14 protein-coding genes are annotated in these 20,677 nt (G+C 72.5%); 11 read left to right on the forward strand and 3 right to left on the reverse strand.

Going from position 1 to position 20,677, the window contains the following annotated elements:
• Window positions 1–258 precede the first annotated feature (258 nt).
• A complete protein-coding gene (locus NQO67_RS08000) occupies window positions 259–3,048 on the forward strand; it encodes an AAA family ATPase (protein ID WP_255948552.1) in 2,790 nt (929 codons plus the stop codon).
• A 34-nt stretch (window positions 3,049–3,082) separates the two neighbouring features.
• Here NQO67_RS08000 and NQO67_RS08005 read toward each other — a convergent pair whose 3' ends face one another.
• Together NQO67_RS08005 and NQO67_RS08010 are read right to left on the reverse strand one after the other, a co-directional pair.
• On the reverse strand, window positions 3,083–3,613 hold the full coding sequence (locus NQO67_RS08005; RefSeq protein ID WP_255948554.1) for a DEAD/DEAH box helicase family protein: 531 nt from the start codon (window positions 3,611–3,613) through the stop codon (window positions 3,083–3,085).
• Window positions 3,614–3,657: 44 nt separating this feature from the next.
• A complete protein-coding gene (locus NQO67_RS08010; protein ID WP_255948556.1) occupies window positions 3,658–4,068 on the reverse strand; it encodes a Fur family transcriptional regulator in 411 nt (136 codons plus the stop codon).
• Window positions 4,069–4,660: 592 nt separating this feature from the next.
• Here NQO67_RS08010 and katG point away from each other — a divergent pair.
• Window positions 4,661–6,877 (forward strand): catalase/peroxidase HPI, encoded by a 2,217-nt coding sequence (katG, locus tag NQO67_RS08015; RefSeq protein WP_255948571.1) that lies wholly within the window; start codon window positions 4,661–4,663, stop codon window positions 6,875–6,877.
• A 149-nt stretch (window positions 6,878–7,026) separates the two neighbouring features.
• Here the strand turns inward: katG and NQO67_RS08020 are convergent, their stop codons facing one another.
• Window positions 7,027–7,845 carry a phosphotransferase family protein gene (locus NQO67_RS08020; protein ID WP_255948573.1) on the reverse strand — a complete coding sequence of 273 codons (819 nt, stop codon included), beginning with the start codon at window positions 7,843–7,845 and terminating at the stop codon, window positions 7,027–7,029.
• 436 nt (window positions 7,846–8,281) lie between these two features.
• On the opposite strand from NQO67_RS08020, the gene NQO67_RS08025 reads away from it, so the two are divergent.
• The 9 genes from NQO67_RS08025 (at window position 8,282) to NQO67_RS08065 (ending at window position 20,621) form a co-directional block, all read left to right on the forward strand.
• On the forward strand, window positions 8,282–9,391 hold the full coding sequence (locus tag NQO67_RS08025; RefSeq protein WP_305125574.1) for a LacI family DNA-binding transcriptional regulator: 1,110 nt from the start codon (window positions 8,282–8,284) through the stop codon (window positions 9,389–9,391).
• Window positions 9,392–9,796: 405 nt separating this feature from the next.
• Window positions 9,797–11,242 carry a cellulose-binding protein gene (locus NQO67_RS08030; protein WP_255948576.1) on the forward strand — a complete coding sequence of 482 codons (1,446 nt, stop codon included), beginning with the start codon at window positions 9,797–9,799 and terminating at the stop codon, window positions 11,240–11,242.
• 230 nt (window positions 11,243–11,472) lie between these two features.
• A complete protein-coding gene (locus NQO67_RS08035; protein ID WP_255948578.1) occupies window positions 11,473–12,267 on the forward strand; it encodes an SDR family NAD(P)-dependent oxidoreductase in 795 nt (264 codons plus the stop codon).
• Complete coding sequence (locus tag NQO67_RS08040) at window positions 12,264–13,319, forward strand: LacI family DNA-binding transcriptional regulator (protein ID WP_255948580.1); 1,056 nt, start codon at window positions 12,264–12,266, stop codon at window positions 13,317–13,319. Before NQO67_RS08035 ends, NQO67_RS08040 begins: the two co-directional genes overlap by 4 nt.
• Window positions 13,320–13,460: 141 nt before the next feature.
• Window positions 13,461–15,074, forward strand: coding sequence for an FAD-dependent oxidoreductase (locus NQO67_RS08045; RefSeq protein ID WP_255948582.1), 1,614 nt, complete (start codon window positions 13,461–13,463; stop codon window positions 15,072–15,074).
• 2 nt (window positions 15,075–15,076) lie between these two features.
• Entirely contained in the window at window positions 15,077–16,492 is a 1,416-nt protein-coding gene (locus NQO67_RS08050; protein ID WP_255948584.1) for an FAD-dependent oxidoreductase, read from the forward strand.
• Between the two features lie 69 nt (window positions 16,493–16,561).
• On the forward strand, window positions 16,562–18,700 hold the full coding sequence (locus tag NQO67_RS08055) for a hydantoinase/oxoprolinase family protein (RefSeq protein ID WP_255948586.1): 2,139 nt from the start codon (window positions 16,562–16,564) through the stop codon (window positions 18,698–18,700).
• Window positions 18,697–19,338 (forward strand): hypothetical protein, encoded by a 642-nt coding sequence (locus NQO67_RS08060; protein WP_255948588.1) that lies wholly within the window; start codon window positions 18,697–18,699, stop codon window positions 19,336–19,338. The genes NQO67_RS08055 and NQO67_RS08060 overlap by 4 nt, the downstream gene beginning before the upstream one ends.
• Window positions 19,338–20,621, forward strand: a complete 1,284-nt coding sequence (locus NQO67_RS08065; protein WP_255948590.1) for a transporter — start codon at window positions 19,338–19,340, stop codon at window positions 20,619–20,621. The genes NQO67_RS08060 and NQO67_RS08065 overlap by 1 nt, the downstream gene beginning before the upstream one ends.
• Window positions 20,622–20,677: the final 56 nt, after the last annotated feature.

Genomic DNA, 20,677 nt, shown 5'->3' on the forward strand with positions numbered 1-20,677 from the left:
AGGCGGACCACGAGAACAGCCGGCCCATCACCACGAATGACCTTCACCGCACCCACATCACCGCAGGTGAACGAGGGGGCGCGCAAAGGCGCGCGACCCTGAGTGGGCGCGCTCCCACACCACCGTGAGCCCCACCACGGTGGCCGTCGCCCTTGCTCTCCACGCTCCACGGCCCACGCGGGCAGCGACGCCCGCGGCGCAACCGACTCCGCCGCGCTTCCCTCTCCCGGGATGCCCGATCGACCACAGGAGGCAGTGATGACCGGACCGTTGCTCGCCCGCGACGACGCGTTCGCGCTGCTCGCGTCCGAGACCGAGCGCGCCCGCGCCGGAAGCGGCCGGCTCGTCCTGCTGCGCGGGGCCACCGGCACCGGCCGCACCGCCGTGCTGGAGGCCACCGCCGCGCACGCGGCCGACCGCGGCCTGCGGGTGCTGCGGGTGCGCTGCTCCCCCGAGGACACCACAGTGCCGTTCTCCGCGGTACTGCATCTGCTGGGTTCGGTCCCCGAGTTCGCCGATGTTGCCCCCGGGGGCGACGATCGGGGCAACGCGGCCCGGCTGTGGCGGCTGTTGCGCTCGTACGCGGCCGATGCGCCGGTGGTGGTGGCCGTCGACGACGTGCACCTCGCCGACGGGGCCTCGCGCCGTTGGCTCGTCGAGGCGGCCCGCCGGGTCGACCGATTAGGGGTACTGCTGGTGGCCACCGAGCGCAGCCAGTACGACGTCAGCCCGCCACCGGTCGGTCTCACGCACGCCCTGTCCCCCGCCCTGGTACGCACCCACACCCTCGCCCCGCTCACCGACGAGGCGGCGGCAGCGCTGGTCAGGCGCGTGGTCCCGACCGCCACCGACCGGTGGACGGCGCACTGCGTGCGGGCCGGCGCCGGCAGCCCGCTGCTGCTGCGCGCCCTGCTGGACGACCTGGTCGGCTCCCCGCCGCCGGCCGTCCCCGACACCTGCGCCGCGCTGTATCCGGGCGCGTACCCGGCGGCCGTCTCGTGGTGGCTGGACAGTGCGGGGCCGGCGACGGCCGGGGTGGCACGGGCGCTCGCGGCACTGGAGCAGACCGGTACGGCGGCACCGGAGCAGAACGGTACGCACGACACCGCCGACGGCCTGGCGCATCTGCTCGCCGAGGCGGCCGGCGCCGACCCCGCCCGGGTCACCGGCTGGCTCACCGCCATGACCCGGCTCGGGCTGCTGCGCCCCGGCCCGACGGGCGTGCCCCACTACGCGCATCCGCTGCTGCGGGACGCCGTGCTCACCGGCTGGCCCGCCGCCGCGCGCCGGGAGGTTCACCGGGCGGCGGCGGAGGCCATGCTGGCCCGCGGCGACCAGGTCGAGGCGGTGGCCGGGCAGTTGCTGGGCACCACGGCGGTCGGTCTGCCGTGGGCGCTGGACGTGCTGAGGGACGCCGCGCTCGGCGCGGTGCGCGAGTCACGCCCCGACGACGCCGTCGGCTACCTGCGCCGGGCGCTGGAGGAACCGCTGCCCGACGACCTCAGGCAACGCCTCCTCACGGAGCTGGGCTCCCTGGAGTACGCGCGCATCGACACCCCGAGCGGCATACCCCACCTCACCGAGGCGCTGCGGCTGCCCGCCGAACCCCGCGACCGGGTGCGTACCGCCATAGCCCTCAGCACGGCCCTGGTGGGCCGGGGCCAGACCGGGGCCGCCCTCCAGGTGCTGCGCCAGCTGGAGGACCAGCTGTCCGACCACCCCGAACTGGCCCGCACCGTGCAGACCGCCAGCGCCCTGCTGTCCGACCAGGACCTGACGGCCCGCCGGGAGGCCTACCAGTGGCTGAGCGACACCGCGAAGCACTCCCGGGAGCTGGTGGGCACCGCCGGGCAGGCGCTGCTGGTGCGGCACGCGGCGACGGCCGGGTCCAGTTCGGCACAGGCGTCGATGCGGCAGCTGCGGGCCCTGCTCGCCGAGCCGTCCGACCCGCTCGCCGAGCCCTTCCTGCTGGGCACGGCCGCCGCCGTCGCCCAGTGGGCCGACGACCTGGACGAGGCGGACCGCCTCGTGGAGCGCGGCCTGACCGGTCAACGGCCGCCGCTGCTGCACCCGATGGAGAAGGCCCTGCTGGACACGCGGGCGGACATCGCGGCGGCACGCGGACAGTACGACCGGCTGCTCGCGGCCCATCCGACGCGGGCGGCCGGCCACCCCGGCGGGCCGTCCAACGCGGACGCGCACACCCTGCTCGCCCTCGTCGAGACCGGTCGCACCCAGGCGGCGCGGCAGCTCGCCGACGGCTTCGACCTGCGTCGCACGCCGGACTCCTGGGAGTTGAACCGGTTCCTCTACGCACGGGGCATGCTGCGGTCCGTCGAAGGCGATGTCTCCGGCGCCCTGCACGACTTCCTGGAGTGCGGCCGGCGGCAGTCGGCGCGCGCGGTGATCAGCCCCGTCGTCACACCGTGGCGGACGGCCGCCGCCGAGTGCCGGCTGGCGCAGGGCCGCCCCCAGGAGGCGCTGGTGCTGGCGGAGGAGGAGCTGCGACTGGCCCGGATCTGGGGCACCCCGCGCACCGTGGGCCGGGCGCTGGGGGTGCTGGGCCGGGTGACCGGCGGGCGGCGCGGTCTGGAGCTGGCCCAGCAGGCCGTGGACACCCTGCGGGGGTCACCGGCCCACGTCGAGCTGGTCGGCGCGCTGCTCGGCCAGGGCCGCCTGCTCATCGCCGCTGGCGAGCGGGCACATGGCCGTGACCGGCTGCGGGAGGCGGCCGGGTACGCCGAGCGGCTCGGCGCCGTACGGTTGCGCCGGCAGGCCGAGGAGGGGCTGCGCGCGGGCGGTGCCCGCCGTTCGGCAGCGGCGCTCACCGGCTCCGGTTCCCTCACCGCCAGCGAGCGCCGTATCGCGGCGCTCGCCGCCAACGGCCACACCAACACGGAGATCGCCGGCCTCCTGCACGTCGCCCGGCGCACCGTGGAAACCCATCTGACCAGCACCTACCGCAAGCTCGGCATTCGCCGCCGGACCCAGCTGCGGGCCGCGCTGGGCAAGCAGCGCGAGGGGTGGGAAGAAGGCCAACCGGCGTAGCGGAGGTGGGGTCGAGCGGCGTAGGTGCAGCCGGTCAGGCGGTGTAGATCTCGGGGAACGCCGCCTTGATGCTGGACACGGTCTCCTCCACGGTCTGGTGGCTGTTGTCGACTTCGACGTACCGGTAGTCGGCCGTGGCGCGGCGGAACGTGGTGTCGTCCGGGTATGCCGCGTCCACGTGATCACGCCATTGTCTGCTCGTGGGTTTCCCGCGATGGATGCGCCGGTGGTCACGTACCGCCTTCGAGGCCAGCAACCGGACGACGAAGACGGCGGCTTCCTCCGGCAGCAGGGCGCGGAAGGCCAGGTACTGCGCGTGGTCCTGGAGGAAGCTGCCGGCGACGACGTTGTGGTAGCCGGCCTGCCAGAAGTTGCGCACGAGGCAGGCGACGTTGCGGCGGTGCAGCTCCCGGAAGGCGTCGTCGAAGACCCAGGGGTGGACCTGGCCCACGTCCTCCGCGTCGATCTGTGCGCCTTGGGGCGTGTGCCGGAGCAGCGCCCGCACCAGGGTGGACTTCCCCACCCCCTCCTGGCCGTTGACGATGACCAGCCTGTTCGCCTGCACGACTGCGCCCTCCCCGTGTCCCGCCCCGTCCCGACCGAAAGACCCTAGGCGCAGGACGGGCACAGCCCGCGGTAGGTGATGTCGGCTTCGGTGACCCGGAAGCCGAAACGCTCCTCCGTCGGGAGGTCGGTCAGCGGATTGCCGCTCGGGTGGACGTCACGGATGGTGTCGCAGTTGGTGCACACCAGGTGGTGGTGCGGGCGGTGGGCGTTGGGGTCGTAGCGCTTGGCGCGGCCGTCGGTGCTGACCTCGATGATCTCGCCGAGCAGGACGAGCTCGCCGAGCGTGTTGTAGACGGTCGCCCGGGAGATCTCGGGCAGGCGTTGTCCCGCGCGGGCATGCACCTCGTCGGCCGTGAGGTGGACATGCTCGCCGTCGAGGACCTCAGCGACGACACGTCGCTGAGAGGTCATCCGCCAGCCACGTCCCCTCAGTCGCTCCAGCAGGTCACTCATGTCGGTTCACCCGTTCAGGTTCAGTGGGATACCGGAAGATTACCAGTAGATGTCCGAGTTACGATCGGTTACGGGTTTGGCGTGCTTCTTGACTTGGACTTTGTCCATTGTAGGATCGGTTCCGACCATAACCGAGGGACGGGAAGATCCCAGTGCGGCAGGAGAGAGAGACGTGACAGGACGACCGTCGAGCCGGCGCGCGGTGCCGGCCCACGGATGACTCCGGCCCGCGTCGCGCCGCCCGAGAGGACCGCACGGGACGGTGATCGCCGAGAAGATCCACTCGGCGGTCGGCCCGCCGGAACGGCGACCACCTCCCGGATACGCGACCACGTGGGCCATGTCTCACTTCCGTCCGGACGCGCGGCCCCGTGCGGGTTCGCCGCCACGGGACGTCGCCCCGTCGCACCGGTCGACGACCACGACCCGCCACCGGTGAGAGCGTCACAACCGAAGACCACGGCTCCTCGATTTCCTGATCGAGGAGACGGATGCGATCACCACCGAGGTGATCTACTGGGGCCTGTGCCCCGACTGTCCGACCGCCCGCAGTGCTTGAGCACAGTGATCTAGTCCGGAAGGATTCCCCACCTTGTCCGAGAACCCAGACGCAATCGTCACAGACGCCAAGACGGAGGGCGGTGGCTGCCCCGTCGCGCACGGGCGTGCGCCCCACCCGACGCAGGGCGGCGGAAACCGCCAGTGGTGGCCGGAGCGGCTCAATCTGAAGATCCTCGCCAAGAACCCCGCCGTGGCCAACCCGCTCGACGAGGGGTTCGACTACGCCGAGGCGTTCAAGGCACTCGACCTCGCGGCCGTGAAGCAGGACATCGCCGAGGTGCTGACCACCTCCCAGGACTGGTGGCCGGCCGACTTCGGCAACTACGGCCCGCTCATGATCCGGATGGCGTGGCACAGCGCGGGCACCTACCGCATCAGCGACGGCCGCGGCGGCGCCGGCGCCGGCCAGCAGCGCTTCGCCCCGCTCAACAGCTGGCCGGACAACGGCAACCTGGACAAGGCCCGCCGGCTGCTGTGGCCGGTCAAGAAGAAGTACGGCCAGAGCCTGTCCTGGGCCGACCTGCTGATCCTCACCGGCAACGTCGCCCTGGAGACCATGGGCTTTACGACCTTCGGCTTCGCCGGCGGCCGCGCGGACGTCTGGGAGTCGGAGGAGGACGTCTACTGGGGCCCCGAGACCACCTGGCTCGGCGACGAGCGCTACACCGGCGACCGTGACCTCGAGGAGCCCCTCGGCGCGGTCCAGATGGGCCTCATCTACGTCAACCCGGAGGGCCCGAACGGCAACCCGGACCCGATCGCGGCGGCCCGCGACATCCGTGAGACGTTCCGCCGGATGGCGATGAACGACGAGGAGACCGTCGCCCTCATCGCCGGTGGCCACACCTTCGGCAAGACCCACGGCAACGGCCCGGCCGACGCCGTCGGCGACGACCCCGAGGCCGCCCCGATCGAGGCGCAGGGCCTCGGCTGGGCGAACAGCCACGGCACCGGCAAGGCCGGCGACGCGATCACCAGTGGCCTGGAGGTCACCTGGACCAGCACGCCGACCCAGTGGGGCATGGGCTTCTTCAAGAACCTGTTCGAGTACGAGTACGAGCTGGAGCAGAGCCCGGCCGGCGCCAACCAGTGGGTCGCCAAGGACGGGGCGGGTGCCGGCACCATCCCGGACGCCCACGACCCGTCGAAGAGCCACGCTCCGCGGATGCTGACGACGGACCTCTCGCTCCGGTTCGACCCGATCTACGAGCCGATCTCGCGGCGCTTCTACGAGAACCCCGAGGAGTTCGCGGACGCCTTCGCCCGCGCCTGGTACAAGCTGACCCACCGTGACATGGGCCCGAAGTCGCTGTACCTCGGCCCGGAGGTCCCGGAGGAGACCCTGATCTGGCAGGACCCGCTGCCGGAGCCCGAGGGCGAGGCCATCGACGCCGCCGACGTCGCGGCCCTCAAGGCCAAGATCCTCGACTCGGGTCTGACCGTGTCGCAGCTGGTGTACACCGCCTGGTCCTCGGCCTCCACCTTCCGCACCAGCGACAAGCGCGGCGGCGCCAACGGTGCCCGCATCCGCCTGGAGCCGCAGCGCAACTGGGAGGCGAACGACCCCGACCAGCTGGCGCAGGTGCTGCGCACCCTGGAGGGCATCCAGGGTGAGTTCAACTCCGGCGCCAAGAAGGTCTCCCTCGCCGACCTGATCGTGCTCGGCGGCTCCGCCGGCATCGAGAAGGCCGCCAAGGACGCCGGTCACGACGTCGAGGTGCCCTTCACGCCGGGTCGCGTGGACGCCACGGACGAGCACACCGACGCGGAGTCCTTCGTCGCGCTGGAGCCCTCCGCCGACGGCTTCCGCAACTACCACGGCAAGAGCAACCGCCTCCCGGCCGAGTACCTGCTGCTCGACAGGGCGAACCTGCTGGGCCTGAGCGCACCCGAGATGACCGTCCTCGTCGGCGGCCTCCGCGTGCTGGGCGCCACCCACCAGCAGTCGTCGCTCGGTGTCTTCACCGAGAAGCCGGGCACGCTGACGAACGACTTCTTCGTCAACCTGCTCGACATGGACACCACGTGGAACGCGGCCTCCGAGGACCGCACCACCTACGAGGGCCGCGACGCCACCGGCAAGGTCCGGTGGACCGGCACCCGTGCCGACCTCGTCTTCGGCTCGAACTCCGAGCTGCGGGCGCTCGCGGAGGTCTACGCGAGCGACGACGCGTCGGACAAGTTCGTGACCGACTTCGTGTCGGCGTGGGCCAAGGTGATGAACGGCGACCGGTTCGACCTGGTCTGATCGACGGGTGCGAGCGGCGCGGCCGATCTCACTCCCCTGATCACCCGCGCTGCTCGCCCCGTGCACCGGATGAGGGCGTTCGGCCCGGCCACGACGGCCGGCCCGGGCGCCCTCATCGCCGTTTTTGCCGTTCCAGCAGGGCCCGGCACTCAGGCCAGCAGCTCCAGCAGCCGTTCGGCCTGCCGTTCCACCGTTCCCGGTGGGTTGCGGGGGCACTGCGGATCGTCGCCCGCCAGCAGGAACAGCCAGACGAGCGCCAGCAGTCGACGGCACTCCCGCAGGCGGGCGGTCTCCGCGGCGCAGAGGTCGAAGTGGCCGAGGAACGCGGCGACGTCCAGCGGCTGCTCCACCCAGCTGGCCACGTGCTCGGTGATCTCCGCCAGTTCGAAGGGCCGGTCGCTGCGGCCGGAGTCCTCGAAGTCGACGATGCGCACCCGGGAGCCGTCCCACAGGTAGTTGGCGAGGTTGCCGTCCCCCGGGCCGAAGACCGCACGCCCCTCCCCCGTGCCGCCGGCCGCGAGACCGGACCGGCCCAGCCACCCCATCCCGGCATCCATGGCCTGCCTGACCAGGCCATCCCATGTGGGCCTGACGGTCTCGCCCCACACGTCGAGATGTTCGATCAGCCGTACCTGCCGGCCGGGCCGCGGCAGGACCCCGTCGAGGACGTCGGCCGGCACGGCCGAGTGCAGTAGGGTCACCGCTTCCGCCAGGGCCTTCACCTGCTCGTTCCCCAGGAGACCGGCGCGCAGCGGATCGCCCGCGATCCGGGACATCACCACCACCGGCTCATCGGCCGCGAGGTCCGCCTCCCAGGGCTCGGGGGCCAACCCCGGGGCGTGCGCGGCCAGCAGCGTCAGCGCCCGCCACTCACGCTCGGCACGCCCTTCGTCGTTCTTCGGGAACCGCTTGACGACCCGGTCGCGGGTCATCTCGATCGCGTGGGTGCTCCACCGCTGAGCGCTCATGGACCTGCATCCTGCCAGGCCGGCGAAGCCCGGCGACGGCCCGCCCGACCGGACCGGAATCCCGGGCCCACCCCTCTGACCAGGGCGAACTTCGACCATTGACAGTCGTCAGACGGCTGACGCGCAACGAATGTGCCGCCTTCCAGAGGCGACCTGAGCCACCCGGTCGACGCGAGGACGGAGAAGGACGTCGCCGCGGTCCCCGACGAGGCCGCTTCCCTCGGTGCCGGGGCGTAGGCGTAGGCGTAGGCATAGACGTAACGGAAAGAAACTTTCTTCAAGAACGGCAGAGAATTTATACGGAGCCTGCCAGCGGACGCCGGTCCGGCACCGTGGAGTGCCAGAATGACGCTGTCCACGCACATGACGTCGTTCAGGCCGCTTTCGCCCCGCGCCAGCCGGGCGTGCGCGGTCCGGGGATCGGGAGAAGGCGACCTTGGCGGACCACACAGCGGACCACACAGCTGATGGACCGGTGGCGGGGGCGCCCCATGCGGAGCCCGCGGAGGAGCCCAGGGCGGATCCCACGGAGGAGCCCGCGCCCGGCGACGCAGCCAGGCCGGTCACCATCGCCTATATAGCGGAGTCCGCTGGGGTGTCCGTCCCCACCGTGTCGAAGGTGATCAACGGCAAGTCGGGGGTGTCGGCGGACACCCGCGCCCGGGTCGAGGAACTGGTCAACCGCTACGGCTACCGCAAGCCTGCGGGGGCGGGCCGCAGCAACGTGGTGGAGCTGGTGTTCCGCGAGCTGAAGGACATGTGGGCCGTGGAGATCATCCGTGGTGTGGAGCAGGTGGCACGCAAGCACCGCGTCGGTGTCCTGGTGTCCGAGTTCGGACTGCACGACACCACCGCACCGAGCTGGGACGACACGGTCTCCCGGCGGCCGAACTGCGTCCTGTCCGTCGCCCAGCTCACCGACGCCGAGCGCGCGCAGCTGACGGCGAAGGGGATCCCGTTCGTCGTCTTCGACCCGACCACCGAACTGCCGGACGACGTCCCGTTCGTGGGCGCCACGAACTGGTCCGGCGGCCGCACCGCGACCCGGCACCTGGTCGAGCTCGGCCATCGTCGCATCGCGATGATCAGCGGCCCGGAGGACGTGCTGTGCTGCTGCGCACGGCTGGACGGCTACCGCTCGGCCGTCCAGGCGGCCGGCCTGCCCGCGGTCCCCGACCTCGTGGTGCACGCCGCCCTCACCCGCGAGGCGGGCTGCGCCGCCGCCCGCGGGCTGCTGGCACGTGCCGACCGGCCGACCGCCATCTTCGCCGCGAACGACCTCCAGGCGCTCGGGGTCTACCAGGCCGCGCGCGAGGCCGGTCTGCGCATCCCCGACGACCTGAGCGTGGTCGGCTTCGACGACCTGCCGGTCGCCGCCTGGGTGGACCCCCCGATGACCAGCGTCCACCAGCCCCTCACGGAAATGGCCGTGGCGGCGACCGAGATGGCGCTCACGCTCGGCCGGGGCGAGAAGGCGCCCCAGACCGGACTGGAGATCGCGACCACCCTGACCGTCCGGTCCAGCACGGCGCCGCCGCGGGGATGACCGCGCGCCGCGGAGCCGACCCACGCCCCTCCCGGACGGAGCCGACCCGCCCCCCGAGGGGCGAGTCCCCCCACCTCACCGGCCACACCACGCCATCTGCGCCCGGCCGGGTTGCGGACTGCCCTGCGACCGCGTCAGCCCGCGGCAGCCAAGCGCCCATTGACCGCAACGGGTGTCCTCACTAGCCTTCCGGAAACAATCGGGCCATAGCGATGGAGAGTTTCCGTCGATTCGATCGACGGCTTCCGAAGACCGCGCCCATGGACCTGCGCCCAACCGCTCAGGCAGGTCCGCCCCAGGAAGCCACGCCCGGATCCACGCCTCGCACCACGTAGTGCACCCCCGGAGGTATTCATGCGCAGATCAAGCCGTGTGCGCGCCATATGTCATGGACACATCACTCGATTGGCCGGTCTGTCGGCCGCCCTGCTGCTGGCCGCCGCAGGCACGTCCGCTGCGGCCCCGCGGTCCGCGGCGCCCCCGTCGCCCGCGACCGCCGCACCCGCCACGTCCGCCACCACCGCGTCGGTGTCGATCGACGCCGGCCAGGCCCTGGCGACGATCCCGGCCACCGGCGTCGGCATGAACGTGGCGGTCTACGACGGAAACATGAACCACCCGGACATCTCCGGGCTGTACAAGGCCGCAGGTGTCGGCATGGTCCGTTACCCCGGCGGCAGCTACTCGGACGGCTACCACTGGCAGACGCACACCGTCGAGGGCGGCTACGTGGCGCCCGACACGGACTTCGACACGTTCGTCGGCTCGGTGCACGCCGCGCACGCCCAGCCGATCGTCACCGCGAACTACGGCTCGGGCACCCCGGACGAGGCCGCCGCCTGGGTGCGGTACGCGAACGTGACCAAGCAGTACGGGGTGAAGTACTGGGAGATCGGCAACGAGGTCTACGGCAACGGCGAGTACGGCGCCACCTGGGAGACCGACCACCATGACAGCCACAGCGCGACGACGTACGCCACGAACCTGTTGAGCTACGCGTCGGCGATGAAGGCGGTCGACCCGACCATCAAGATCGGCGCGGTGCTGACCACCCCGGGGGCCTGGCCGGACGGCATCACCGGCACCGGCGACTCGATGGACTGGAACCACACGGTCATGTCGATCGCCGGCCAGAAGATCGACTTCGTGATCGTGCACCACTACCCCATCGGCAACAGCCAGGCGGACCTGCTGGGCAAGCCGCAGGCCGAGATCCCCGGCATGGCCGGCACGCTGCGGCAGTTGATCGACCAGTACGCCGGGAGCAACGCGTCCCACGTCGGGATCGCGGTGACCGAGGCCAACGCCAACGCCTACAAGGACACCGCCCCGAACGGTCTCTTCGCGCCGGACGAGTATCTGACCTGGCTGGAGAACGGCGCGTTCACCCTCGACTGGTGGGACCTGCACAACGGCACCGACTGCTCCAAGGTGACCACGGTGGAGGGCGCCACCGACTACGACGACGGCGGGATCCTGTCCAGCGGCGCCTCCTGCGAGCCGTCGTTGAACACCCCGTTCCCGCCGTACTACGGCGTCCAGATGGTCACCAAGCTGGGTTCGCCGGACGACACCCTGGTCAAGACCAGCAGTTCGACCTCGCTGGTGTCCGCGCACGCGGTCCGGAGCGCGAACGGCGACGTGGCCGTCATGCTCATCAACAAGGACCCCGGCAACGACACCACGGTCAGCCTGTCGTACCACGGGTTCACCCCGTCGACGGCGACGCCGGCGGTCCACTCGTACCTGAAGAACGCCACGTCGATCGGTTCGACCACGGCGGGCAGCGCCACCAGCCAGACGGTACCGGCCTATTCGATCGTGGTCGTGCGTCTGCACCCGGGTTCCTGACCTCACCCGGCGTCCCGGCCGGCGGGCCCATCTCCGGGTCCGCCGGCCGGATTTGCCCGCCTGACCTGGGTCTACCCCACCGCCACCTGCGCCGTTCCGCGCGGGCACGGAAGCCGCACGAAGGGTTGACAAGCTCGCTCGGCGCCCGTCAGTCTCGTCCCAGGTTCGTAGTTAATACGTATTAATAACACGGCTTCACCGAACGGTGCCATGAGTGAGCGAGGTTGGATATGAGCACGGCGAGCGACGAGACCGTCGTGAGTGCCTGGCAGGTCTTCTCTCCGTCCGCTTTCGAGGGTGAGGTCGCCTTCGTCACCGGGGCGGCCGGCGGTATGGGGTTCGAGACCGCGCGGGCGTTCGCGGCCTGCGGCGCGCGGGTGGTGCTCGCCGACCGGGACGCCGACGGGGTGCGGCGGGCGGCCGCCCGGATCCCCGGATCCCGTGGCGTGGCGCTGGACGTCGCCGACGAGGAGCGGGTGGCGCACGTCGTCGACGAGGTCGCACGGGAGCACGGGCGGATCGACCATCTCGCGCACTGTGCCGCCGTGATCACCTCGCAGCACAGCAGGACGGCGGACGCCGGGCACTGGCGCCGCGTGCTGGACGTGAACCTGGTGGGCACGTTCGCCGTGGCCCAGCAGGTGCTGCGGCACATGGAACCCGCCGGGCGCGGCTCGGTGGTGCTGGTCGCCTCGGACGCCGGGTTCCGCGGCGGTGGCGGTCTGATCTGCGACTCGGCGTACGCGGCGAGCAAGGCCGGCGTGCTGTCCCTGGTGAAGTCCCTGGCCCGCGAGTTCGCCGCCAAGGGCGTGCGGGTCAACGCGCTCGTGCCGGGGCCCAGCGACACCCCCATGCACACGGGCGTCCCCGATGACCTCAAGAAGCGCATCGCCGCGAACATCCCGCTCGGCCGGATGGGCCGCCCGCAGGACATGGCCGCCGCGATCCTCTACCTGTGCTCGCCGGCCGCCGCCTTCGTGCAGGGCGCGGCCCTCGACGTCGACGGCGGGTTGATGCTGCGGTGAGCCCCGGCAACGGCGCACCGCGGTCCGGCCGGCCCCGGCAGGCGGACATCGCCCGGCTGGCCGGGGTCTCCCAGGCCACGGTCTCGCTGGTGCTCAGCAACAACGAGGTGGGGATGGCGCTGGCGCAGTCGACCCGCGAGCGGGTGCTGGAGGCGGCCAGACGGCTCGGCTACGTCGCGGACCCGGCCGCACGCCGGTTGGTCTCGCGGAACAACCGGCTGCTCGGCGTCCACACGTTCATGGCCACCTTCCCGGTGGACTTCCGCAACTCCTACTACCCGTTCCTGGTGGGCGTGGAGGAGGAGGCCGCCGCGCAGGGCTACGACATGCTGCTGTTCACCGGCTCCGAGGCGACCCGGCCACACGGGGAGGCGGCCGGGCTGAACCGGCTGCGCCTGGCGGACGGCTGCGTGCTCATCGGCCGGCACGCACCCAAGGACGAGCTGGTGCGCCTGCTCGACGACGGGTTCCCCCTGGTCTACGTCGGACGCAACGACAGCGTCGGCACCCGGCTGCCGTACGTCGGCGCCGACTACGTGCGGGCCGCCGCCGACGTGGTGGCCGAGCTGGCCCGGCTGGGGCACCGGCGTCTGGTGTACGTGCGCGAGCCCGACCAGGCGATCGCCTCGCTGGACCGTGAGGAGGGCGTCCGCCTCGGGCTGCGGGAGACCGGGATCGACGGCGAGGTCGTCCTCACCGACGGGGGCGACCTCGACCAGGCGCGGTTGCACGGCTGGTTGGCGGACGGCGCCACCGCGTTCGTGGTGGAGGCCACCGACACCCAGGCGGCGCTCCACGCGCTGCGTTCCAGCGTCTCGGCGGCCGGGCTGCGCTGCCCGCAGGACCTCTCGCTCGCCCTGCTCGGCGAGGAGGTCAACGCCCCGTCCGGGACGCCGGTGCTGACCGGGTTCGCCGTGCCGCGCCGGGAGATGGGCCGCCGGGCGGCGCGGATGCTGGTGGAACTGCTCGCGGGGGACGGCGGCGCGGGGCGCCAGGAGCTGCTCGCCTGCCCGCTGGCGGTGGGTGACACCACCGGTCCGCCGGCGCGCTGACGCGCCGCCGCCCCGTTCGAAGAAAGCTCGCGAAGGTTCGCGAAGGCTCGGGAAAGCCCGCGAAGGCTCGGGAAGGTCCGAGAAAGCCGGCGAAAGTCCGAGAAAGCCAGAGATCGAGAAGTCCAGGGAGAAGGGAATTCCGTGTCCGAGATCCAGACCGACGTGCTCGTCGTCGGTGGTGGGCTGGGTGGCGTCGCCGCCGCCCTCGCGGCCTGCCGGGCGGGCCGCAGGGTCGTGCTCACCGAGCCCACCGACTGGCTGGGCGGTCAGCTGACGAGCCAGGCGGTGCCACCGGACGAGCACCCGTGGATCGAGCAGTTCGGCTGCACGGCCGCGTACCGGCGGCTGCGGGAGGGCATCCGGGACCACTACCGCACGCACTACCCGCTCAACTCCGCGGCCCGCGCCCAGCGTGCGCTCAACCCGGGTGCCGGACGCGTGAGCAAGCTGTGCCACGAGCCGCGGGTGGCGCTGGCGGTGATCGAGGCGATGCTCGCACCGCACCGCGCGGCGGGCCGGTTGACCGTGCTGCTGGAACACGTGCCCGTCGAGGCGCACACCGACGGCGACACCGTCCGCGCGGTCACGCTGCGGGACGAGGCGACGGGCGAGCCGGTGACCGTCCACGCCGGCTACGTGCTGGACGCCACCGAGTGCGGCGATCTCCTGCCGCTGGCCGGGGTGGCGTACGTGACCGGTGCGGAGAGCCGTGACCGGCACGGGGAGCCGAGCGCCCCCGCCGTCGCCGACCCGGCGAACATGCAGGGCATCACCTTCTGCTTCGCGATCGAGCACCGTCCGGGCGAGAACCATGTGATCGACCGGCCGCGCGACTACGCCTTCTGGCGCGACTACCGGCCGGACTTCTGGCCGGGTCCGCTGCTGGGCCTCAAGGCCCCCGACCCGCGCACCCTCAGCGTGCAGGAACGAATCTTCAACCCCGCGCCCGGCGACGACCCGACCGCGGTCCAGGCCGACCAGCGCAAGGACCAGGGCGACAGGGACCTCTGGCTGTTCCGCCGGATCATCGCGCGCGGCAACCATCTGCCGGGCGCGTTCGACTCGGACGTCACCCTGGTCAACTGGCCGATGAACGACTACTGGCTGGGCAACGTCATCGAGGTCGCCCCCGAGACCGCGGCGCGCCACATCGAGCAGGCCAAGCAGCTCTCGTTGAGCCTGCTGTACTGGTTGCAGACCGAGGCACCGCGGGCGGACGGCGGGAGCGGGTTCCCGGGCCTCAGGCTGCGGCACGACATCGTCGGCACCCGCGACGGCCTCGCGAAGGCGCCCTACGTCCGCGAGTCCCGCCGTATCGAGGCGGTCACCACGGTCACCGAGAACGACGTGTCGCTGGCCGTGCGCGGCGAGCGCGGCGCCACCCGCTACGCCGACTCGGTCGGCATCGGCGCCTACCGCATCGACCTGCACCCCTCGACGGGCGGTGACACCTACATCGACGTCGGCAGCCTGCCGTTCCAGATCCCGCTGGGTGCGCTGCTGCCGGTGCGGATGCGCAACCTGCTGCCGGCCGGCAAGAACATCGGCACCACGCACATCACCAACGGCTGCTACCGGCTGCACCCGGTGGAGTGGAACGTCGGCGAGGCGGCCGGCGCGCTGGCCGCGCACTGCCTGGCGCACGGCCTTCGCCCGCACCAGGTGCACGCCGATCCGAAGCTGCTCTCCGCATTCCAGTCCGACCTGGTCAGGCAGGGCTTCGAGCTGGCCTGGCCCGACGTGAGGGGCTACTGAACATGACTGCTGCGACAACGCCCGGGACGAGCGTCGAGTTCGCCCGCACCCTCCCCGTCCTCGACCCCGTGGACGTGCTGGTCGTGGGCGGTGGGCCCGCGGGGATCGCCGCCGCGATCGGCGCCGCACGGACCGGGGCACGCACCCTGCTCGTCGAGCGGTACGGCTACCTCGGCGGCAATCTGACCGCCGGCCTGGTGGGTCCGTGCATGACGTCGTTCTCGCTGGACGGCTCCGAGCAGCTCATCCGCGGTGTCTTCGACGAGTTGATCCGGCGGATGGCCGCTGAAGGACAGGCACGGCACCCCTCGGAGATCCCGGCGGGCAGCGCGTACTGCGGGTTCATCGAGTACGGCCACGACAAGGTCACCCCGTTCGAGCCCGAGGCCGTCAAGGTGGTCGCCGAGCGGATGTGCCTGGAAGCCGGGGTGGAGCTGCTGTTCCACACCTTCGTCGCCGATGTGCTGACCGAGGACGACCCGGCCGGCGCGGTGACCGGGGTGGTGTGCGCCGGCAAGGGCGGGCTGCGCGTGCAGCCGGCCGGCGTGGTGGTGGACTGCTCGGCCGACGCGGACGTGGCGGCGGCGGCCGGTGTGCCGTTCGAACAGGGGCGGGAGTCCGACGGTCTCACCCAGCCGATGACCACGTTCTTCCGGGTGCGCGGCGTGGACGACGCACGTGTCGAGGAGTACGTGCGCTCCCACCCCGACGACTACCGGCCGTACGCCTCCATCGTCGCCCGCGCCACGGCGGAGGGCCGGTTCCCGTCGCCGCGCCGCGGGATCGGGCTGTACAAGACGCTGCGGCCGGGCGTGTGGCGGATCAACACCAGCCGCATCCTCGGCAAGGACGGCACGGACCCGCGCGATCTGACGGCCGCCGAGCTGGCGGGTCGCGAGCAGGTCCACCGGCTGGTGCGGTTCTTCCAGGCCGAGTTGCCCGGCTTCGAGCGGTGCGAGCTGCTCGACACCGCGGCCACCGTCGGCGTGCGCGAGACCCGGCGCATCGTCGGCGAGCACGTCCTGTCGCTGGCCGACCTCCAGCAGGCCCGGCACTTCGACGACGTCATCGCGCTCTGCGGCTACCCCGTGGACATCCACGACCCCACCGGCGCCGGCGGCGGCGTGGACGAGGCGTACGGCACCGCGAACGCCTACGAGATCCCCTACCGCAGCCTCGTGCCGCTCCGGGTGGAGCGGCTGCTGGTGGCCGGGCGCTGCCTGTCCGCCACGCACGAGGCGATGGCCGCGACCCGGGTGATGCCACCCGCGTTCGCGACCGGGCACGCCGCGGGCGTCGCGGCGGCACTCGCCGTCCAGGACGGCATCACCCCCCGCAAGGTCGACATCGACCGGCTCCAACGCTCCCTCCTCGCGCAGGACGCGTACCTGGGGCCCGAACTCACCCCCCACGCGTAGGCGCGCCCAGCGCACAGGTCAGCGGCGGCCCGCAACGCGGCGGGTCGCCCCCACAAGGAGGCGGTTGAAATGCCCGCACGCATCCGCGTCGGCATCGATGTCGGCGGCACGTTCACCGATGCCGTGGCCATCGACGCGCAGACGCTCGCACTCGTCGGCCAGGTCAAGGTGCCGACGACCCACCACCATGCCGAAGGCGTCGCGCAGGGCATCGTCGACGCGCTGACGCGACTGCTCGACCAGACCGGGGCCACCGCCGACGACGTCGGGTTCCTCGCGCACGGCACCACCCAGGCGACCAACGCGCTCCTGGAGGGCGACGTCGCACGGGTCGGGGTGGTCGGCCTCGGCACCGGCTTCGACGGCTGGCGCACCCGGCGGCTCACCCGCGGCCAGGACATCAGGCTGGCCCCCGGCAAGCACCTCAAGGCCGCGTACGCGCACGCCGAAGGCCTCGGAGCCGCGGTGGCCGATGCGGTGCGGAAGGTCGTCGGCGAGGGGGCCGAAGTCGTCGTCGGCGCCGAGGCGTTCAGCGTCGACGACCCCGCCGGCGAGGACGCGGTCGCCGCGTGCGCACGCGAACTCGGCGTCCTCGCGTCGACCAGCCACGACATCACCAAGCTGTACGGGCTCAAGACCCGGGTGCGCACCGCGGTCATCAACGCCGGCATCCTGCCCCGGATGCTGACCACCGCCGAACTGGTCGACAAGAGCATCAAGGCGGCCGGCATCACGTCGCCCCTGATGGTGATGCGGTGCGACGGCGGGGTGATGGACCTGGCGCAGATGCGGGCGCGCCCCCTGCTCACGGTGCTCTCCGGACCCGCCGCCGGGGTCGCCGGCGCCCTGATGGGCGAGAAGATCAGCGAGGGCGTCTTCCTGGAGACCGGCGGCACCTCCACCGACATCAGCGTCATCCGGCGCGGCAAGGTCGCGGTGCGGCACGCCGAGATCGGCGGCCACCGCACCTTCCTCAACGCGCTCGACGTGCGCACCGTGGGCGTCGGCGGCGGCTCGATGGTGCGCCTCGGCGACGGCCGGGTCACCCACGTCGGCCCGCGCAGCGCGCACATCGCGGGACTGCCGTACGCCGCCTACGCCGACCCGGCCGACCTCGCCGGCGCGACGCTGGTGACGGTGCGCCCGATGGGCGACGATCCGGACGACCACGTGGCCGTCGACGCGGCCGGCGGGCGCTACGCGCTCACCGTCTCCTGCGCGGCCGTCGCCCTCGGCCTGGTCCCGGAGGGCGACCACGCCCATGCGGACCCGGCGGCCGCGCGCGCCGCGTTCGAACCGCTGGCCAAGGCGCTCGGCAGCTCGGTCGACGGGGCGGCGAAGCAGGTGCTGGAGGTGGCCACCAAGGCGGTGCGCGAGGTGGTGCAGACGCTGGTCAAGCAGTACCGGCTCGACCGCGACGCCCTGGTGCTCGTCGGCGGCGGGGGCGGCGCAGCGGCGGTCACCCCGTTCCTGGGCGAGGGCATGGACCTGGCCCATCGCATCGCCGCGCACAACGAGGTGATCAGCCCGATCGGGGTGGCCCTGGCGATGGTGCGCGAGCAGGTCGAGCGGGTCATCCCGCAGCCGTCCCAGTCCGATGTGCTGGCGGTGCGCCGCGAGGCCGAACGAGCCGTCGTCGCGCAGGGCGCGCACAGCGACACCGTCGAGGTCGACGTGGTCATCGACCCGCGCCGCAACACCGTGCAGGCCATCGCCACGGGCGCGACCGAGCTGCGCACCAAGGACCTGGGGGAAGGCCCGCTGTCCGAGGAACGGGCGCGCGAGTGCGCGGCGGTCACCGCCCGCGTGGCACCGGCCGACCTGCGGCTGCTCGCCGAGACCCCGCACTACCGCGTCTTCGGCGTGCCGGACTCCCGCAGCGGGGCCGCCCGGTACCTGCGCAAGGAGCGGCTGCCGCTGCGGGTGGTGGACCGCGAGGGCGTGGTGCGGTTCCAGTCGCCCGACGGTCAGGTCCGCGCCTCGACGTGTGCGGCGGCGCGGGACACGCTCGGCAGCGTGCTCGAGGAGTTGACCGCGTACGGCGACGGCGGGGCCCGGCTGCCCGCCGTGCACCTGCTGCTCGGCGGCAGGATCGTGAACCTGGCCGGGATGACCAGGGCCGAGCAGGTGCTGGGCGTGGCGGAGACGGAGCTGTCCGGCCGGGACGGTGCCGAACCGGTCGCGGTCATCGCGGAGGTGCCGGTATGACCGCCACGCTCGCCCCCGACGCGGTGCTGGACGACTGCGCGGCCCTCGCCGATCTTGACGACACGGCGCTGGCCGCCCGGTTCCTCGCCACCCAGCAGGTGCACGCGCACCGCGCACCGGAGCAGTTGCGCCACTGGGCCGGTGTCGCGGCCGAGGCCGGCCGCGCGCAGGCACGCACGGCGGGTGCCGACCCGCGCGCGCAGGCGCGCAGGTCGGGCCTCACCGTCGTCGACGCCGCCGACGGGCTACGCCCCGGCTGGGTCGTCGTCGCCGAGTACCACGAACGGCAACGCGAGGTGCGCCTGCACCACGACGCCCTCGACCTGGCGGAACGGCTGGTGGACCGGCTCGGCTGGCGCGCCTGGTACCCCGCCGGGGCGCTGCGGGACGCGGCCGTCACCCATGAGCTCGGCCACCGCCTGCTGCACGGCCCCGCCGCCCGCGAGTTGCGTGCCCGGCTCGGCCTGGTCACCTTCCGGCTCGGCCGCGTGCAGCGGTACGGCCATGTCGGCGGCGCCCACGAGGTGTTCGCCCACGGCTACGCGCAGCAGGCCTGCGGGCTCGGCCGTTCACCCCTCCTGATCACCCACGCGCTGGCCCTGGTGGCCGGTGCCCGCACAGCGAAGGACGACGGCTGATGGGTTTCCTCATCCTCGCCCTGATGGCGGCATGCGTCGCTCTCATCCTGACCAAGAAGCTGCCCACCGCTTTCGCGCTCGCGCTCCTCGCGGTCGGCATCGGGCTGCTGGCCGCTGCGCCGCTGACCGGCGGCGAGCACAGCATCACCGACGGCATCCTCCAGACCGGCTCGGCCATGCTGGCCGACACGATCATCGCCATCGCGCTGGGCTCCTGGCTCGGCGCCCTGATGGACGTCACCGGCATCGGTTCGACGGTGGTGCGCAAGACCGTCGAGCTCGGCGGCGACCGGCCCTACGGCGTCGCCGTCGGCGTCTTCCTGGTCGCCACCCTCACCGGCACCGTGACCGGCTCCGCACCGGCCGCGATGCTCGTCGGCCTGATCGCGATACCCGCCATGATCGGCATCGGGCTGCCGCCGGTGACCGCCTCCGGCGTGGTGGTGATGGGCCTGTCCGCCGGGAACCCGTTCGAGCTGTCCTCCTGGCAGTTCCTGTCCCAGGCGGTGGGCGTGCCGGTCCACGTGGTGCGCGACTTCCAGATCACGTTCTTCCCCATCGTGCTGGTACTCGGGCTCGCCTTCGTGTTGATCGAGTCCCGCCGGCGCGGCACGGTGCACACCTGGGCCATGCCCACGGCCGCCCCCGAACCCGCGGTGCGCAAGGCCCGCACGGACGCCCCGTGGTACGCGCTGCTCACCCCGCTCGTGCCGATCGTGCTGGCCCTGGTGTTCCAGGTGGCCATCGTGCCCTCGCTGCTCGTCGGCATCGTGTACGCGCTGCTGACCACGACCCGCCCCGGCAAGCTCTCGTCGACCGCGCTGCGCACCGCCTACCAGGGCTTCGAGGTGGCCGCCGCCCCGATCATGATGTTCCTCGCGATCGGCATGCTGCTCCAGGCGGTCCAACTGCCCGGCGCCGTCAAGGCGCTGCGGCCCCTCGTCGACGCCGTCACCCCGCACAACCCGGTGGTGTTCGTGCTGGTGCTCGGCCTGCTCGTGCCGCTGTGCCTGTACCGCGGCCCGTTCAACATCTACGGCATGGGTGCCGGCGTGGCCGGCGTGCTGCTCGCCGGCCACGTGTACCCGGCGGCGGCGGTCCTCGGGGTGATGGCCTCGTACAACCAGGTGCTCGGGGTCTCCGACCCGACCAGTACGCAGACCGTGTGGAGCGCCGAGTACGCGGGGGTGCGCCCCGAGAAGGTGCTGGTGCGCACGCTGCCCTACACCTGGCTGATCGCCGTCGCAGGCCTGTCCCTCACGGCGGTTCGCTTCCTCAGCTGACGTCGCGGGGGGTGCGAATGAATCCCGGCATAAACCCGCGGTCGCCAAAAGGGCGG

This window comes from Streptomyces odontomachi (genome assembly GCF_024435355.1).
In the GTDB taxonomy this organism is placed as follows: domain Bacteria; phylum Actinomycetota; class Actinomycetes; order Streptomycetales; family Streptomycetaceae; genus Streptomyces; species Streptomyces odontomachi.

Excerpts from the sequence above, each read along its gene's own strand:
- NQO67_RS08000 (WP_255948552.1), top strand. The coding sequence starts at position 259 with ATGACCGGACCGTTGCTCGCCCGCGACGACGCGTTCGCGCTGCTCGCG.
- NQO67_RS08010 (WP_255948556.1), bottom strand. The coding sequence starts at position 4,068 with ATGAGTGACCTGCTGGAGCGACTGAGGGGACGTGGCTGGCGGATGACC.
- NQO67_RS08020 (WP_255948573.1), bottom strand. The coding sequence starts at position 7,845 with ATGAGCGCTCAGCGGTGGAGCACCCACGCGATCGAGATGACCCGCGAC.
- NQO67_RS08035 (WP_255948578.1), top strand. The coding sequence starts at position 11,473 with ATGAGCACGGCGAGCGACGAGACCGTCGTGAGTGCCTGGCAGGTCTTC.
- NQO67_RS08050 (WP_255948584.1), top strand. The coding sequence starts at position 15,077 with ATGACTGCTGCGACAACGCCCGGGACGAGCGTCGAGTTCGCCCGCACC.
- NQO67_RS08055 (WP_255948586.1), top strand. The coding sequence starts at position 16,562 with ATGCCCGCACGCATCCGCGTCGGCATCGATGTCGGCGGCACGTTCACC.
- NQO67_RS08060 (WP_255948588.1), top strand. The coding sequence starts at position 18,697 with ATGACCGCCACGCTCGCCCCCGACGCGGTGCTGGACGACTGCGCGGCC.
- NQO67_RS08065 (WP_255948590.1), top strand. The coding sequence starts at position 19,338 with ATGGGTTTCCTCATCCTCGCCCTGATGGCGGCATGCGTCGCTCTCATC.